This window comes from Polaribacter sp. KT 15 (assembly GCF_900143115.1).
Lineage (GTDB): Bacteria > Bacteroidota > Bacteroidia > Flavobacteriales > Flavobacteriaceae > Polaribacter > Polaribacter marinaquae.
In genome coordinates this window covers 3100543-3116497 of the sequence record NZ_LT670850.1, presented here as the reverse complement: position 1 = coordinate 3116497, position 15955 = coordinate 3100543, and the positions used below count along the sequence as shown (strand labels likewise).

General features: G+C 28.8%; 16 protein-coding genes and 2 tRNA genes. 11 read left to right on the top strand and 7 right to left on the bottom strand.

Annotation, left to right across the window (positions count from 1 at the left end):
- Nucleotides 1–2: 2 nt before the first annotated feature.
- Together tsaE and B5464_RS13820 are read right to left on the bottom strand one after the other, a co-directional pair.
- Nucleotides 3–410 (bottom strand): tRNA (adenosine(37)-N6)-threonylcarbamoyltransferase complex ATPase subunit type 1 TsaE, encoded by a 408-nt coding sequence (gene tsaE, locus B5464_RS13825; RefSeq protein ID WP_077809320.1) that lies wholly within the window; start codon nt 408–410, stop codon nt 3–5.
- A gap of 73 nt (nt 411–483) precedes the next feature.
- Complete coding sequence (locus B5464_RS13820; protein ID WP_079738860.1) at nt 484–2028, bottom strand: bifunctional response regulator/alkaline phosphatase family protein; 1545 nt, start codon at nt 2026–2028, stop codon at nt 484–486.
- 194 nt (nt 2029–2222) lie between these two features.
- Here B5464_RS13820 and B5464_RS13815 point away from each other — a divergent pair, with 194 nt between their 5' ends.
- The 10 genes from B5464_RS13815 (at nt 2223) to B5464_RS13770 (ending at nt 13066) form a co-directional block, all read left to right on the top strand.
- Nucleotides 2223–3446, top strand: coding sequence for an HD domain-containing protein (locus B5464_RS13815; RefSeq protein ID WP_172830889.1), 1224 nt, complete (start codon nt 2223–2225; stop codon nt 3444–3446).
- Nucleotides 3447–3491: 45 nt separating this feature from the next.
- Nucleotides 3492–4526, top strand: coding sequence for a UDP-3-O-(3-hydroxymyristoyl)glucosamine N-acyltransferase (gene lpxD / locus B5464_RS13810; RefSeq protein WP_079738858.1), 1035 nt, complete (start codon nt 3492–3494; stop codon nt 4524–4526).
- A complete protein-coding gene (locus B5464_RS13805) occupies nt 4526–5917 on the top strand; it encodes a bifunctional UDP-3-O-[3-hydroxymyristoyl] N-acetylglucosamine deacetylase/3-hydroxyacyl-ACP dehydratase (RefSeq protein ID WP_079738857.1) in 1392 nt (463 codons plus the stop codon). The genes lpxD and B5464_RS13805 overlap by 1 nt, the downstream gene beginning before the upstream one ends.
- Nucleotide 5918: 1 nt before the next feature.
- Nucleotides 5919–6704 (top strand): acyl-ACP--UDP-N-acetylglucosamine O-acyltransferase, encoded by a 786-nt coding sequence (gene lpxA / locus B5464_RS13800; RefSeq protein ID WP_077809315.1) that lies wholly within the window; start codon nt 5919–5921, stop codon nt 6702–6704.
- A gap of 53 nt (nt 6705–6757) precedes the next feature.
- Nucleotides 6758–7324, top strand: a complete 567-nt coding sequence (gene efp, locus B5464_RS13795) for an elongation factor P (RefSeq protein ID WP_079738856.1) — start codon at nt 6758–6760, stop codon at nt 7322–7324.
- A gap of 2 nt (nt 7325–7326) precedes the next feature.
- Nucleotides 7327–8253, top strand: a complete 927-nt coding sequence (locus B5464_RS13790; RefSeq protein ID WP_079738855.1) for a UDP-3-O-(3-hydroxymyristoyl)glucosamine N-acyltransferase — start codon at nt 7327–7329, stop codon at nt 8251–8253.
- A gap of 62 nt (nt 8254–8315) precedes the next feature.
- On the top strand, nt 8316–9188 hold the full coding sequence (gene sucD / locus B5464_RS13785) for a succinate--CoA ligase subunit alpha (RefSeq protein ID WP_077809312.1): 873 nt from the start codon (nt 8316–8318) through the stop codon (nt 9186–9188).
- Between the two features lie 103 nt (nt 9189–9291).
- The gene (gene fabG / locus B5464_RS13780) at nt 9292–10038 is read left to right on the top strand and encodes a 3-oxoacyl-[acyl-carrier-protein] reductase (RefSeq protein ID WP_079738854.1); all 747 of its coding nucleotides are present in this window, start codon (nt 9292–9294) and stop codon (nt 10036–10038) included.
- A 336-nt stretch (nt 10039–10374) separates the two neighbouring features.
- On the top strand, nt 10375–12165 hold the full coding sequence (locus B5464_RS13775) for a VWA domain-containing protein (protein WP_231963611.1): 1791 nt from the start codon (nt 10375–10377) through the stop codon (nt 12163–12165).
- Nucleotides 12166–12235: 70 nt separating this feature from the next.
- Complete coding sequence (locus tag B5464_RS13770) at nt 12236–13066, top strand: prohibitin family protein (RefSeq protein ID WP_077809310.1); 831 nt, start codon at nt 12236–12238, stop codon at nt 13064–13066.
- A gap of 296 nt (nt 13067–13362) precedes the next feature.
- Here the strand turns inward: B5464_RS13770 and B5464_RS13765 are convergent, their stop codons facing one another.
- From B5464_RS13765 to B5464_RS13755, 3 genes are all read right to left on the bottom strand, one after another.
- Nucleotides 13363–14169, bottom strand: coding sequence for a carboxypeptidase-like regulatory domain-containing protein (locus B5464_RS13765; protein ID WP_079738853.1), 807 nt, complete (start codon nt 14167–14169; stop codon nt 13363–13365).
- Nucleotides 14170–14242: 73 nt separating this feature from the next.
- Nucleotides 14243–14326, bottom strand: a tRNA-Leu gene (locus B5464_RS13760).
- A 46-nt stretch (nt 14327–14372) separates the two neighbouring features.
- Nucleotides 14373–14445 (bottom strand) — tRNA-Lys (locus tag B5464_RS13755).
- A gap of 96 nt (nt 14446–14541) precedes the next feature.
- Between B5464_RS13755 and B5464_RS13750 the strand changes: the two genes are divergently transcribed.
- Nucleotides 14542–15057, top strand: coding sequence for a shikimate kinase (locus tag B5464_RS13750; RefSeq protein ID WP_077809308.1), 516 nt, complete (start codon nt 14542–14544; stop codon nt 15055–15057).
- Here the strand turns inward: B5464_RS13750 and B5464_RS13745 are convergent.
- Nucleotides 15049–15552, bottom strand: coding sequence for a phosphoribosyltransferase domain-containing protein (locus tag B5464_RS13745; protein ID WP_079738852.1), 504 nt, complete (start codon nt 15550–15552; stop codon nt 15049–15051). The genes B5464_RS13750 and B5464_RS13745 overlap by 9 nt on opposite strands.
- Complete coding sequence (locus tag B5464_RS13740) at nt 15552–15929, bottom strand: RNA-binding S4 domain-containing protein (protein WP_079738851.1); 378 nt, start codon at nt 15927–15929, stop codon at nt 15552–15554. Before B5464_RS13740 ends, B5464_RS13745 begins: the two co-directional genes overlap by 1 nt.
- Nucleotides 15930–15955 lie beyond the last annotated feature (26 nt).

Here is a 15955-nt window from a genome sequence, read left to right as displayed (position 1 = left end):
GGTTATTTTAGTTGAATGTTGCGTTGCCCATTTTCTAAAATTGATAAATGAATTTCAACAGCATCTAAAGGTAATAAATTTTCGACATTCTGTGGCCATTCAATAAGACACCATGTATTATTATATAAGTAATCTTCAATACCCATATCTAGCGCCTCTTCTTCATCTGTAATTCTATAAAAATCAAAGTGAAAAACTTTCTCTCCGGAAGAAGTTTGGTATTCATTTACCAACGAAAAAGTAGGAGAGGAGATATTGTCTTCTACAGATAAAACTTTACAAATTTGTTTAATAAGTGTTGTTTTTCCTGCACCCATTTCACCATAAAACAATAAAGTTTTATGAGCTGCAACTTTTATTAATTCTGTCGCAATTTCAGGTAAATTATCTAAGGAATAATCTTTATTCATATCACAAAAATAATAAAACTGATAGGTTTTTAAAGTCTATCAGTTTATTTTAATTCTATTATTTAATTTTATATTACTTAGGGCTATAAACCGCACAAGGAATAATAACTTCTTCTAAAGAAACACCACCGTGTTGGTATGTATTTTTAAAATATTTTACAAAGTGATTAAAGTTATTTGGATAAGCAAAAAACAAATCTTCTTTTGCAAAAATAAACGGAGCATTCATTGCAACCGTAGGTAAAAAAATGTCTTTTGGGTTTCTTACAGCATACACGTCTTTATCTTCATAGGTTAAACTTCTACCAGTTTTGTACCTTAAGTTAGAACTTATATTTTTATCGCCCACAACCTTTGTTGGATGTTTACAATTTATAGTACCATGATCTGTTGTAATTATTAATTTTTGTCCTAAAGCTTGTGCTTTTTGTATAATTTCGAATAGTGGAGAGTTTTTAAACCAACTTAAGGTTAGAGACCTGTAAGCTTTATCATCACCAGCCAATTCTTTAATAACTTCCATTTCTGTTTTAGAATGCGATAAAATATCAACAAAATTATAAACCACGGCAGTTAAGTCATTTTGTTTTGTACCGTTATAATTATCAGCTAACTCTTTACCACTTTTTAAAGTTGAAATTTTATAATATTCGTGTTTAATATTTAAACTCAAACGTTTGATCTGAGCTGATAAAAATTCATTTTCAAATAAATTCATACCACCTTCATCAGTATCGTTTTTCCAAAATTCTGGATGCCTTTTCTCCATTTCTGAAGGCATTAAACCAGAAAAAATCGCATTTCTAGCGTATTGAGTTGCTGTAGGTAAAATAGAAAAATACGTATATTCTTCGTCTTTCTTATAATGATTGTTAATTAAGGGCTCTAGAATTCTGTATTGATCGTAACGTAAATTATCAATCACAACCCAAAGTACACTTTGTTCTTTTCTAAGTTCTGGCACAACATAATCTTTAAACAACGTGTGCGAAAAAGTTGGCTTATCATTTCCTGTTAAAAAATCTTCGTAATTTTTTTTGATGAATTTAAAAAACTGTGAATTTGCTTCTTGTTTCTGACTTTCTAAAATACCAAGCATTCCAGGATCGCTTATGTTTTCTAACTCTAATTCCCAATGAATTAATTTTTTATACAATTCAATCCAGTCTTCGTAAGAATTCACCATGGCTAAATCCATAGATATTTTTCTAAACTCTTGCTGATAATTAGATGTTGTTTTTTCGCTAATTAATCTAGAATGATCTAAGTTTTTCTTTAAACTTAATAATATCTGACTCGGATTTACCGGTTTAATTAAATAATCTGCAATTTTAGACCCAATGGCCTCTTCCATGATATATTCCTCTTCACTTTTGGTAATCATAACCACAGGTAAATTGGCTTTTTTCTGTTTAATTTCGGCAAGAGTTTCTAAGCCTGTTAAACCTGGCATATTTTCATCTAAAAAAACGATGTCAAAATTTTCTTCTTCAACTAAATTAATAGCATCTGCACCATTTGTGCAAGTTGTAACTCTATATTCTTTACGCTCTAAAAATAAAATATGTGGTTTTAATAACTCAATTTCATCATCTACCCATAGAATTTGTATGCTCATGTATTTCGTTTTATTCTTTAACGATAAATTTAAGTAAATGTTACTTTTATTATGCATGTTTAATGATAAAATATTGCCAATTTTATAATAATTTGACAAATAATAATTTCATCAATAAAATTTATGGTTTTTTTCGTAATTATCTCATCAGAAATATTGTATTTTGCATTGTTAGATAGATAATTTTAGTCCTTTTGAAGAAAAAAAAACCGAATAAACTTAAAATATTAAACGATCCTATTTACGGATTTATACAAATTCCTAATTCATTAATTTTTGATATAATAGAACATCCTTATTTTCAGAGATTAAGAAGAATAACACAAATGGGATTTTCTAACTTGGTATATCCAGGTGCAAATCACACACGTTTTCATCATGCTGTTGGCTGTATGCATTTAATGCAAAAAGCAATAAGAGTTCTTCGCTTTAAACAGGTAGAAATTTCTAAGGATGAAGAAACGGCGCTTTGTATTGCAATTTTGTTACACGATATTGGTCACGGAGCCTTTTCTCATGCTTTAGAGCACAGTATTGTGAGCGAAATAAGCCACGAAGAAATTTCTTTAAAGTTTATGAAGAAATTAAATAAAGAATTTAAAGGAAAATTATCTTTAGCAATCGAAATTTTTGAAGGTAAAAATTCACGTAAATTTTTATGTCAATTAATTTCTAGTCAATTAGATATTGATAGATTAGATTACCTAAAAAGAGACAGTTTTTATACTGGTGTTACAGAAGGAAATATTTCATCCGACAGGTTAATTGCCATGATGAATGTTAAAAATGATGAATTAGTTATAGAGCATAAAGGTATTTATTCTGTAGAAAAATTCTTAATTGCCAGAAGATTAATGTATTGGCAAGTTTATTTACATAAAACAGGTTTAGTTGCCGAAAATATTTTGGTTAATATTTTAAAAAGAGCCAAAGAATTGGCAGAAAAAGGAGTAGAATTATACGCTAGTTCTTCTTTAAAATACTTCTTATACAATCCAATATCATCAGAAAACTTCACTTTAGAAACCTTAGAAATGTTTTCTAAATTAGATGATTATGATGTATTATCTGCTATTAAAGAATGGGTAAATCATGATGATAAAGTTTTATCACTTTTAGCTAAAATGATTGTTGATAGAAAGTTATTGAGAGTGGAAATTCAACAAGGAATTTTTAATGAGTCTTACATTCAAAAGAAAAAAGAAAAAGCCATTAAAAAACTAGGCATTGAATTAGATGAAGTAAATTATTTTGTTTTTCATCAAGAAATAAGCAATCAAGCTTATAATTTAAAAACACCAATATATATTTTAAATAAAAAAGGAAAACTTAAAGATATTGCAAAAGCTTCAGATCAATTAAACCTACAAGCTTTAACTTTACCGGTAATAAAACACTTTATTTGTTATCCAAAATAACCTTAGATTAGAGTAAACGGTATAATTTTTATATTTTTGCGTTTGATGAAATTTAAAGCACAACAAATAGCAGATATATTAGAAGGTGATATCGTTGGTAATCCTGATGAAGAAGTTTCTAAATTATCTAAGATAGAAGAAGGTGAAAAAGGTTCTTTAACTTTTTTATCAAACCCTAAATATAATTCATATATATATACTACAAATGCTTCTATAGCAATAGTTAATAAAAGTTTTATTCCAGAAAAAGATATTACCACTACCTTAATTAAGGTAGATGATGCATATAAATCATTTTCTAAATTATTAGAGTTTTACAACGAGGTAAAAAATAATAAATCGGGTAGAGAACAACCTCATTTTATTTCAGAATCTTCATCTATTGGAGAACATGAATATATAGGAGCGTTTGCATACATTGGTGAAAATGTTAAAATTGGTAACAATGTTAAAATTTATCCGAATACTTATATTGGAGACAATACAGTTATAGGAAATAATTCAACAATATTTGCTGGAGTTAAAATATACTCAGATACAATTATAGGTAATAATTGTAAAATTCATTCTGGAGCAATAATCGCTGCAGATGGTTTTGGTTTTGCTCCAGATGAAAATGGAGAATACAATGCAATACCTCAAATTGGTAACGTAATTATTGAAGATAACGTAGATATTGGTGCTGCTACAACAATAGATAGAGCAACCTTAGGATCTACAATTATTAGAAAAGGAGTTAAATTAGACAATCAAATACAAATTGCACACAACGTAGAAATTGGTAAAAACACAGTAATTGCCTCGCAAACAGGTATTGCAGGTTCTACCAAAATAGGCGAATCTTGTATGATTGGAGGACAAGTAGGTGTTGCAGGTCATATTAAAATTGGTAATAATGTAAAAGTGTTAGCACAAGCAGGTGTAACCAAAAGTTTAAAAGACAACGCTTTTGTAAATGGAACACCAGCATTTAAGTTTAATGATTATAATAAAAGTTATGTTCATTTTAAAAATTTACCAAAAATAGTAGCAAACATCAATCAATTAGAAGAAGAATTGAAGACTCAAACAAAAAAATAATGAGTAAGAAACAAAAAACAATACAGAAAGAAATTAGTTTATCTGGTGTAGGTTTACACACAGGTAATACGGTTACAATGACAATGAAACCTGCACCAACAAATCATGGTTTTGCTTTTAAAAGAGTAGACTTAGAAGGTGCACCTATAATTGCTGCTAAAGCAGAATATGTTGTAAACACTCAAAGAGGAACTAATTTAGAAAAAAACGGTGTTCAAATACAAACTTCAGAACACGTTTTAGCTGCTGCAGTTGGTTTAGATATAGACAACTTATTAATAGAGATTGATGCTTCTGAGCCGCCAATTATGGATGGTTCATCAAAATTCTTTATAGAAGCTTTAGAAAAAGCAGGTGTACAAGAACAAGATGTAGATATAGAAGAGTATGTTGTAAAAGAAATTATTTCTTACAAGGATGAAGTTACAGGAAGCGAAATTATTTTAATGCCTTCGGATGAGTACCAAGTAACTACAATGGTAGATTTTGGCACTAAAATTCTAGGAACTCAAAATGCTACTTTAGATAAAATTGCAGACTTTAAAGAAGAAATTGCAGATGCAAGAACTTTTAGTTTCTTACACGAAATTGAAATGTTACTTGAAAATGATTTAATTAAAGGTGGCGACCTTAACAATGCAATTGTATATGTAGATAAAGAATTGTCTGAAAGTACAATGCAAAAATTAAAAAAGGCATTTAATAAAGAAGACATTGCTGTTAAATCTAACGGAATTTTAGATAATTTAACACTACACTGGGCAAATGAAGCAGCTAGACATAAATTATTAGATGTTATTGGTGATTTAGCTTTAGTTGGTACAAGAATTAAAGGTAAAGTTATCGCGAATAAACCCGGTCATTTAATTAATACTTTATTTGCTAAAAAATTGGCTAAAATTATAAAAGCTGAAAAAAGAAACAATGTTCCTTCTTTTGATTTAAACTTACCACCGTTATTAGATATTCATCAAATAATGGATATTTTGCCTCACAGACCACCATTTTTGTTAATTGATAGAATTTTAGAACTAACAGACACGCATGTTGTTGGTATGAAAAATGTTACAATGAACGAAAATTTCTTTGTTGGACATTTTCCAGGAGCACCAGTAATGCCAGGTGTTTTACAAGTAGAAGCAATGGCGCAATGTGGTGGAGTTTTAGTTTTAAATACTGTACCAGATCCAGAAAATTACTTAACGTATTTTATGAAAATGGATAAGGTGAAGTTTAAACAAAAAGTTTTACCAGGAGATACTGTGATTTTTAAATGTGAATTAATTACACCTATAAGAAGAGGAATTTGTCATATGCAAGCATATGCTTATGCAAACGGAAAATTAGTTGCAGAAGCAGAATTAATGGCACAAATTTCTAAAATTAAGTAATATGAATCAACCTTTAGCATACGTACATCCACAGGCAAAAATTGCTAGAAATGTAGTAATAGAACCATTTACAACAATACATAATAACGTTACAATTGGTTCTGGTACATGGATTGGTTCTAACGTAACTATTATGGAAGGTGCTATTATCGGTAAAAACTGTAGAATTTTTCCAGGAGCTGTAATTTCTGCAATTCCTCAGGATTTAAAATTCGATGATGAAGAAACAACCGTAGAAATAGGAGACAATGTAACAATTAGAGAATGTGTGACGATTAACAGAGGAACATCCGATAGAATGAAAACTAAAATTGGAGATAACTGTTTAATAATGGCATATTGTCATATTGCTCATGATTCTTTTGTGGGTAACAACTGTATCTTTTCTAATAATTCAACACTTGCAGGTCACGTAACTATTGGAGATAACGTAGTTTTAGCAGGAATGGTTGCTGTACATCAATTTGCATCCGTAGGAAATCATGCATTTGTAACCGGTGGTTCTTTAGTAAGAAAAGATGTACCGCCTTATGTAAAAGCAGCTAGAGAGCCTTTATCTTATGTAGGAATCAATTCAGTTGGTTTAAGAAGAAGAGGTTACACTACCGAAAAAATTAGAGAAATTCAGAATATTTATAGAATCTTATTTCAAAAAAATTATAATTATACACAGGCTATAGATATAATTGAGGCAGAAATGGAAGCAACGCCAGAAAGAGATGAAATAATTCAATTTATAAAAGATTCTCATAGAGGAATCATGAAAGGATACTTCAATTCTAACTAAAAAGTTTACAATTGATATTAATAATAAAAAAATTATAAAATAAAAACGAAATAATGGCAACAACATCAGATATTAGAAACGGATTATGTATAAAGTATAACAACGACATTTACAAAATTGTTGAATTTTTACACGTAAAACCAGGTAAAGGTCCTGCTTTTGTAAGAACAAAATTAAAAAGTGTAACCAATGGTAAGGTTGTAGATAATACTTTTCCTGCAGGAAGAAAAATTGATGATGTTCGTGTAGAAACTCACAAATTTCAGTACTTATATAATGAAGGTGATACTTATCATTTTATGAATGAGCAAGATTACACTCAAATTCAACTTCAAAAATCTGCTTTAGATAGTCCAGATTTAATGAAAGAAGGTGAAATTGTAACAATTATTATTAATTCTGAAGATGACATGCCATTATCTGTAGATATGCCAGCAAGTGTTATTTTAGAAGTTACGCATACAGAACCTGGTGTTAAAGGTAATACTGCTACAAACGCAACAAAACCTGCAACAGTAGAAAGTGGTGCAATAGTAAATGTACCTTTATTTATTAATGAAGGAGATAAAATTAAGGTAGAAACTACAAAAGGAACTTACCAGGAACGAATTAAAGAATAGCCTTGAAATTTAAAGAATCTCAAACACTCCAACAAATTGCATCATTAATTGATGCAAAATTTGTTGGAGATCAAAACTTTAAAATCTTAGGTATCAATGAAATTCATGTTGTAGAACAAGGAGATATCGTTTTTGTTGATCATCCAAAGTATTACGACAAAGCATTAAATTCTGCTGCAACTACTATTTTAATTAATAAAGAAGTTGCTTGTCCAGAAGGGAAATCTTTACTAATTTCTGATGATCCTTTTAGAGATTTTAATAAAATAACTAAAAATTTTAATCCATTTATAGCTTCTAAAGTTAGTATTTCTGAAAGCGCAACAATAGGAGAAAATACAGTTATTCAACCAAATGTATTTATCGGAAACAATGTTAAAATTGGTAAGAATTGTGTAATTCACCCAAATGTAACTATTTATGATAATTCAGTTATTGGTAATAATGTTACTATTCACGCAAATACAGTTTTAGGTGCAGATGCATTTTATTACAAGAACAGACCAGAAGGATATGATAAGTTAATTTCTGGAGGAAAAGTTATTTTAAAAGACAATGTAGATTTAGGAGCCTCTTGTACAATAGACAAAGGTGTTACAGGTAATACAACAATAGGCGAGGGCACAAAAATAGATAATCAAGTACATGTTGGCCACGATACTGTAATTGGTAAAAAGTGTTTAATCGCATCACAAACAGGTATTGCAGGTTGTGTAGTAATTGAAGATGAAGTAACTATTTGGGGGCAAGTTGGTACAAATAGCGGTATAACAATAGGCAAAGGTGCTGTAATACTAGGACAAACTGGGGTTACGAAATCTGTAGCTGGCGGAAAAAGTTATTTTGGTACACCAATATCCGAATCAAGAGAAAAATTAAAAGAATTAGCAGAAATTAAACGATTTTTAAAAGATAGAAAGAATTCTTAATTTTCTTTTTTTTAAAGTTTCAAAAAGTTATTTTTGCGTAACAAAAATTAAATAGCAAACCAATGAGTGTTTTAGTAAATAAAAATTCAAAAATTATTGTTCAAGGTTTTACAGGTAGTGAAGGTACTTTTCACGCTGGTCAAATGATTGATTATGGAACCAATGTTGTTGGAGGTGTAACTCCAGGTAAAGGAGGTCAAGAACACTTAGGAAAACCAGTATTTAACACAGTTGTAGAATCTGTAGAAAAAGTAGGAGCTGATACCTCTATTATTTTTGTACCACCAGCTTTTGCTGCTGATGCAATTATGGAATCTGCTGATGCAGGAATTAAAGTAATTATTTGTATTACAGAAGGAATTCCTACAGCAGACATGGTAAAAGTAAAAGCTTATATAGACAATAAAGACTGTACATTAGTTGGTCCTAACTGTCCGGGTGTAATTACACCAGATGAAGCTAAAGTTGGTATTATGCCAGGTTTTATCTTTAAAAAAGGTAAAGTAGGTATTGTATCTAAATCTGGTACATTAACTTATGAAGCTGCAGACCAAGTTGTAAAACAAGGTTTTGGTATAACTACAGCAATCGGTATTGGTGGTGACCCAATTATTGGAACCACTACTAAAGAAGCTGTTGAGTTATTAATGAATGATGATGAAACTGAAGCAATTGTAATGATTGGTGAAATTGGAGGTAATTTAGAAGCAGAAGCTGCACAATGGATTAAGGCTGATGGAAATAGAAAACCAGTTGTTGGTTTTATAGCAGGACAAACTGCACCAGCAGGAAGAACAATGGGGCACGCAGGTGCAATTGTTGGTGGTGCTGATGATACTGCACAAGCAAAAATGAAAATTTTAGCTGAAAATGGAGTTCACGTAGTGAGTTCGCCTGCTAAAATAGGAGAAATGGTTGCAAAAGTTTTAAACTAGTTTTAAAATTAATCAATATATAAATTCCCGTTTTTACGGGAATTTCTTTTTTATAGTTGAGAAACTTTGATAGCGATAAGTTTAAAATGATAAATTGAAAATTATGAAATTATTAGAAAATAAATCAGCAATAATAACAGGAGCTACAAGAGGAATTGGTAGAGGTATTGCAGTAGAATTTGCAAAGCAAGGTGCAAATGTAGCATTTACTTATAGTGCTTCTGTTGATGCAGCAAATGCTTTAGAAGAAGAATTAAAATCTTTCGGCGTATCTGCCAAAGGTTACCAATCAAATGCTGCAAATTTTGATGCGGCACAAGAATTAGCAAAAGAAGTTCATAAAGAATTTGGTGCTATTGATATTTTAGTAAACAACGCAGGTATAACAAAAGATAACTTGTTAATGCGTATTTCTGAAGATGATTTTGACAAAGTAATTGAAGTTAATTTAAAATCTGTTTTTAATTTAACAAAAGCTGTCATAAGACCAATGATGAAACAAAGATCTGGTTCTATAATAAACATGAGTTCTGTTGTTGGTTTAAAAGGTAATGCAGGTCAAGCAAATTATGCTGCTTCTAAAGCTGGTATTGTAGGTTTTTCTAAATCTGTAGCCTTAGAATTGGGTTCTAGAAACATTAGAAGTAACGTTATTGCACCAGGATTTATAGAAACAGAAATGACTGCAAAATTAGATGAAGCAACTGTACAATCTTGGCGAGACGGTATTCCTTTAAAAAGAGGAGGGCAACCAATAGATATTGCAAACGCATGTGTATTTTTAGCTTCTGATATGAGTACTTATATTACCGGACAAACATTGTCTGTAGATGGTGGAATGCTAACATAAACTACATTGTATAAAATAAATAAAACCTGTAACAATTTTAACGTTACAGGTTTTCTTTTTTAAAATAGTTATTTATATCTTTCACTAAAATAGTTTTAATTGCAAGCAACAACCATATTTTACATCATTTTAGCTTTATTAGTAAGTATTGTTATTTCATATTTTCAATATTTTTACAAGAATAAAAGCAAGCACAAAGTAAATATTCTTCTTTTTTCACTAAAAAGTATTTCAATTTTTATTTTACTCGTATTATTTATAAATCCTAAAATTAATACTAAATTTTACAAAAATGAAAAGCCGAAACTATCAATTTTAGTAGATAATTCTAAATCATTGCGTTTTTTTAAAGATGAAAATAAATTAGAAAACGTACTTAGCAAGTTAAAAACCAATGAAAAACTACAAAGTAAATTTAATATTGAAACATTTCTATTTGATAAAACATTAAAAGTATCCGACTCTGTAGATTTTAAAGGAAATGAAACCAACATAAACAAATCTTTAAAAGCATTAAATCAATTAAATAAAAAGGAAAATGCGCCAATAATTCTATTATCTGATGGAAACCAAACAATTGGTAATGATTACGAGTTTATAAATTCTAAACAAAAAATTTACTCGGTAGTATTTGGGGATACAACTAAGTATAAAGACTTAAAAATTAGTCAGATTAATGTAAATAAATATAGTTACATAAAAAATAAATTTCCTGTAGAAGTAATTTTAAACTATGATGGTTTAGAGAATGTAAACTCAATATTTAAAATTTATAACAATGGTAAAACTGTATTTTCAAAGAAAGTAAAATTCAACAAAAATGATAATTCAAAAATAATTACAACAAATTTAACTTCTTTAAAAGAAGGTATCAATTATTACACTGCAACTTTAGATAAAATTGAAAACGAAAAAAATACTCGAAATAATAGAAAAAACTTTTCTGTTGAAGTTATAGACGAGCAATCTAAAGTACTAATTTTATCCTCTATAAAACATCCAGATATTGGAGTATTAAAAAAAGCAATTGAAAGTAACAAACAAAGAAGCGCAACACTCGAATACAACATTAACAAAAATATTGAATTAAATGATTTTCAATTAATTATATTATACAATTTAAATAATCAATTTAAATCTATTATTTCAAACATAAAAGCTAATAATCTAAATTTTTTATTGATTAATGGTATCAATTCTGACTGGAATTTTATCAACAGACAACAATTTGGTTTTTCTAAAAAAGTAATTAATCAAACTGAAAATTATGCACCAATTTTAAATAATTCTTTTTTAACTTTTTTACAAAAAGATATTGGTTTTAATGAAATGCCACCATTGGTTGATAAGTTTGGAGAAATTACTTTTTCTAAAGATTATCAAAATTTATTATTTCAAAATATCAACGGATTAAATACAGAGCAACCACTAATTTCATTTTTAGAAGAGAATAACCAAAAAATTGGAGTAATTTTTGGAGAAGGTTTATGGAAATGGAGAGCATCTAATTATCTACTAAATAATTCGTTTACAGAATTCGATCAATTTATAGGTAACATTGTTCAGTATTTATCTTCTCAAAAGAAAAGAGCACGATTAGATGTAAATTCAGAAAACTTATATCCTGCAAATTCATTAGTAAATATAACAGCATTTTATACAGATAAAAATTACAAATTTGACGCTAGAGCCTCTTTAGAAATTATAATAACCAACAAAGAAACTAAGAAAAACACAAAGTTACCTTTCTCTTTAATCAATAACTCTTATCAGGTTTCTTTTGAAGATCTTGAATCTGGCGATTACACCTACAAAGTTTCTGTATTAGGACAAAAAATCAATAAATATGGTAGTTTTAAAATAACTGATTATGAGGTTGAGGAGCAATTTACAAGCGCTAACGTAAAAAAATTAGAAAAGCTAGCTAATAAAACAGGAGGGAAGCTATATCATAAAAACAACCATCAACAGTTAATTAAAGACTTGTTAAATGATTCTTCTTATTTCACAATACAAAAATCTATTGTAAAAGAACAAAATTTGGTCAATTGGAAATGGATTCTTTTGTTAGTTGTCATTTTATTTACATCAGAATGGTTTATTAGAAAATATTTTGGTAAAATTTAATTCTACCTTATAGATTGTGATTCCTAAAGTTATATCGTAAATTTGACTTTAAATTTAATCAATATAACAAATGGCAAATAATCAAATGGATATAAAGTTTCCAAAAGGTGGAGTATTCTTCGTAATTCTTGCAGTTGCTGCATTAATTTTATTCTCAAAATCTACAGTTACTATCGGACCTGGTGAAGGTGGTGTGATTTTTGAAACTTTAGGAGATGGTATTAATACTGAAAAAACGTATGGAGAAGGGTTTCATATTGTGGCTCCTTGGAATAAAATGATTGTAAGAAAAGTACGTCAACAATCTATTTCTGATGAAATGAATGTACTTTCTGTAAATGGATTGGAAGTTAAAGTAAACGGTACTATTTGGTATGAACCAGAATTTTCTAATCTTGGTAATTTAATTAAAACTAAAGGAGAAGATTACGAAAGAGAATTACTAGATCCAGCAATTAATGCTGCTGCTAGAAGCGTTGTTGGTAGATATACACCAGAACAATTATATTCTAGTAAAAGAGATGTAATAGAACAAGAAATTTTAGACGAAGTTAAAAACGTTTTAAAAGATCAATATTTAATTGTAAAAAGAGTTTTAGTTGAAGATGTAAAATTACCAACAACTATTAGAACGGCAATTGAAACTAAATTAAAACAAGAACAAGAATCATTAGAATATGAATTTAGGTTAGCAAAAGCTAAAAAAGAGGCAGAAAGACAAAAAATTGATGCAGAAGGTAAAGCTGTTGCAAATAAGATTTTAAGTGCTTCTTTAACTGATAAAATTCTTCAAGAAAAAGGAATTGAAGCAACTTTAGAGTTATCTAAATCTAGTAACAGTAAGGTTGTATTAATTGGTGCAGGAAAATCTGGAATGCCAATTATATTAGGCAATCAATAAGAAAATATTTCTAAACATTTTGAATAAAAAAAATCCAGCTTAATGCTGGATTTTTTTTTGCTTATATATTTCTTCTTTCTATTAAAATACTGTTAAAGAGAATTTAAAATGTAACAAATAATAAAATATGGCGTCTTAATAATATAGATTAGGTTTAAAGTTTTCGGGTAACTATAAATTTAATTATCAAAATAGAATTTAAAAATAACTAAGCCCTAAAAAGTTTAGTTTGTAATTAGTTTTTAATAGTTGATTAAGGTCAGAAATCGTTGGTTTCTGGCCTTTTTCATTTAAGACTAATTCTTTTTATCCGGAATTTTGTTACGCTCTATTTTCCCCTTTTTTAAGGCTTTATAATTTTCATAACAATCTAATACTGCTTCAATCATTTGTAAATCTGATGCTTTTTTAATGAAATATTCAGAATAATTACAATCGGTTAATAACTCAGACAATTCTTGTCTATCCATGTCTAAATATTCCATCATAACTTCTCTATCAAACTTACCAGCAAGCATTTTACGCAAGTCGTCTTCTTTTTTTAGTTTCTGAAGCTTTCGAAGTTGTTTTGGTTTTTTTCCGAATAAATTATACAAGAAATCTACCGGTTGAAACAAGGCTGCAACAGGAGATGAGAAGTTTTTGGCTTGTGGTTTACCAACCTCATAAGTTTGTTGTAGACCATTAATATGTATTCTTGTAAATCTATCTTTAGGCACTTGTTTTACATCAATTTCTAAAACACCTATTAATTTAGTAGAACGAATTACAACTTCTTTTACATTTTCTGGTTTTTCATAAAGCGCTATTTCTAACTCGTTTCCTTTAAGTAAATCGTTTGTAACTTTTAATTTTATTGAAGTAAACCCTAAGTAAGAAACCAAAATAGTATCATTAACTTTTGTTGGTAATTCGAAAAAACCTTTATCATCAGTAATAGTTCCACTAACTGTATTTAGATTCAAAACATGGGCCGCACTTAAAAATTTTTTATTTTCGGCGTGTATAATTTGCCCTTTTAAAACTTTAGTACGTAAAGTATCTGCTTGAGAGAATGTGCTTAAAGAGGCTAAAAAGCACAAGATTATAATCAGTTTTTGCATAAAAACAAAATTAATGATAATCCGTTATACTTTGGTTAATTATTTGTGAAAGAAGTTATTTTAAGTCAATTTGTGCGCACGAGAAGATTCGAACTTCCACTTTCTTACGAAAACAACCCCCTCAAGGTTGCGCGTCTACCAATTTCGCCACGTGCGCAAATTAATATAAAATAAAAAAGTTAAGCTTTCGCTTAACTTTTTTGTGACCGGGCTGGGGCTCGAACCCAGGACCCTCTCCTTAAAAGGGAGATGCTCTACCAACTGAGCTACCAGGTCTTTTTCTTAAATCGGTTGCAAATATACTATCAATCATTGGATTTATTAGCATAAAAATGATTTTTTTTTATCGATATTTGTAAAAAAATAAAAATAATGAAAATTATACTGTTAGGATACATGGCTTCTGGAAAATCAACAATCGGTAGAGAAGCTTCTAAAAAGCTGAATACTAATTTTATAGATTTGGATGATTACATCTCTAACAGAGAAAAAATGACAATTTCAGAAATCTTTAAAAATAAAGGAGAAATCTATTTTAGGATAAAAGAAAACAAATATTTAAAAGAAATTTTAGATTCTGAAGAAGATTTTATACTTTCTTTAGGAGGAGGAACACCTTGTTATGCCGGTAATATGGATTTGATTAAAGCGAGTACAGCTACATCTATTTACATAAAAGCAAGCATAAAAACTTTGGTAGATCGTCTAAAGAATGAAAAAAACACAAGACCTCTTGTATCAGAATTAAATGATGACAAATTATCTGAATATGTTGCTAAACATCTTTTTGAAAGACGTTTTTTCTATGAGCAAGCAAATACAACTATTAGCTCAGATAACTTAACAAGTAAAGAAGTTGTTACAGAAATTGAAAAATTATTAAACTAAATACGCTAAAGCACCATCGTTATTAAACTCTACCTGAACATGTTCTTTAATAGAAGTTGATAACGAAATTCCTTTAAAATCTGCTTTTACTGGATATTTTTTATGATTTCTATTTACCAAAACTGCTGTTTTAAATCTTTTTAGAGGAACTTCTAAAAAATGTTTAATACCATAAATTAAAGTAGTACCAGAATTTAAAACATCATCAACTAAAATAAGAGGTTTATTCTTGTAATCTTCTACAGAAATGGAAGTTGAAACAGGTAGTAAAGGTTGTTTTTTATTGATATTGACTTCACAAAGTATCACTTTTAATGAAGAAATTTCTTCTAAAATAGTTGCTATTTTTTTTGAAAAAACGAAACCATTACCTATAATTCCAGCAACTACAACTTCACTTTCAGAACTATTGCTTTCATAAATTTGATATGCAATTCTTCTAATTTTCTGATTTATTTGAGTGTTATCTAAAATAATATTATTTTCTGCAATCATTACTCTTCTGTTGTATAATCTTGATAATTATCTATATCTCTTCTATCTTTTTTGGTTGGTCTACCAATTCCTTTTTTCCTATAGTAATCTTTTGCATATTTTAAAAGTTCTGTTTTTTCGAACTCTTCTTTTGGTGTCACATCTTTTCTATATTGATCTACCAATTTTGCGCCAACTCTACTTTCTGGTAAATTTAAAACTTTTATTTGATAATTTATCTGATTTTTACGAACTACAATTAATTCGTTACCAAAAACTTCTTTAGATGGTTTTATACTTTTACCATCTATCTTAACTTGCCCTTTTTTACATGCTGTTGTAGCAATACTTCTTGTTTTAAAAACTCGAATACACCACAAATATTTATCAATTCTCATAAAATAAGTTAAAATATAATTTTTGT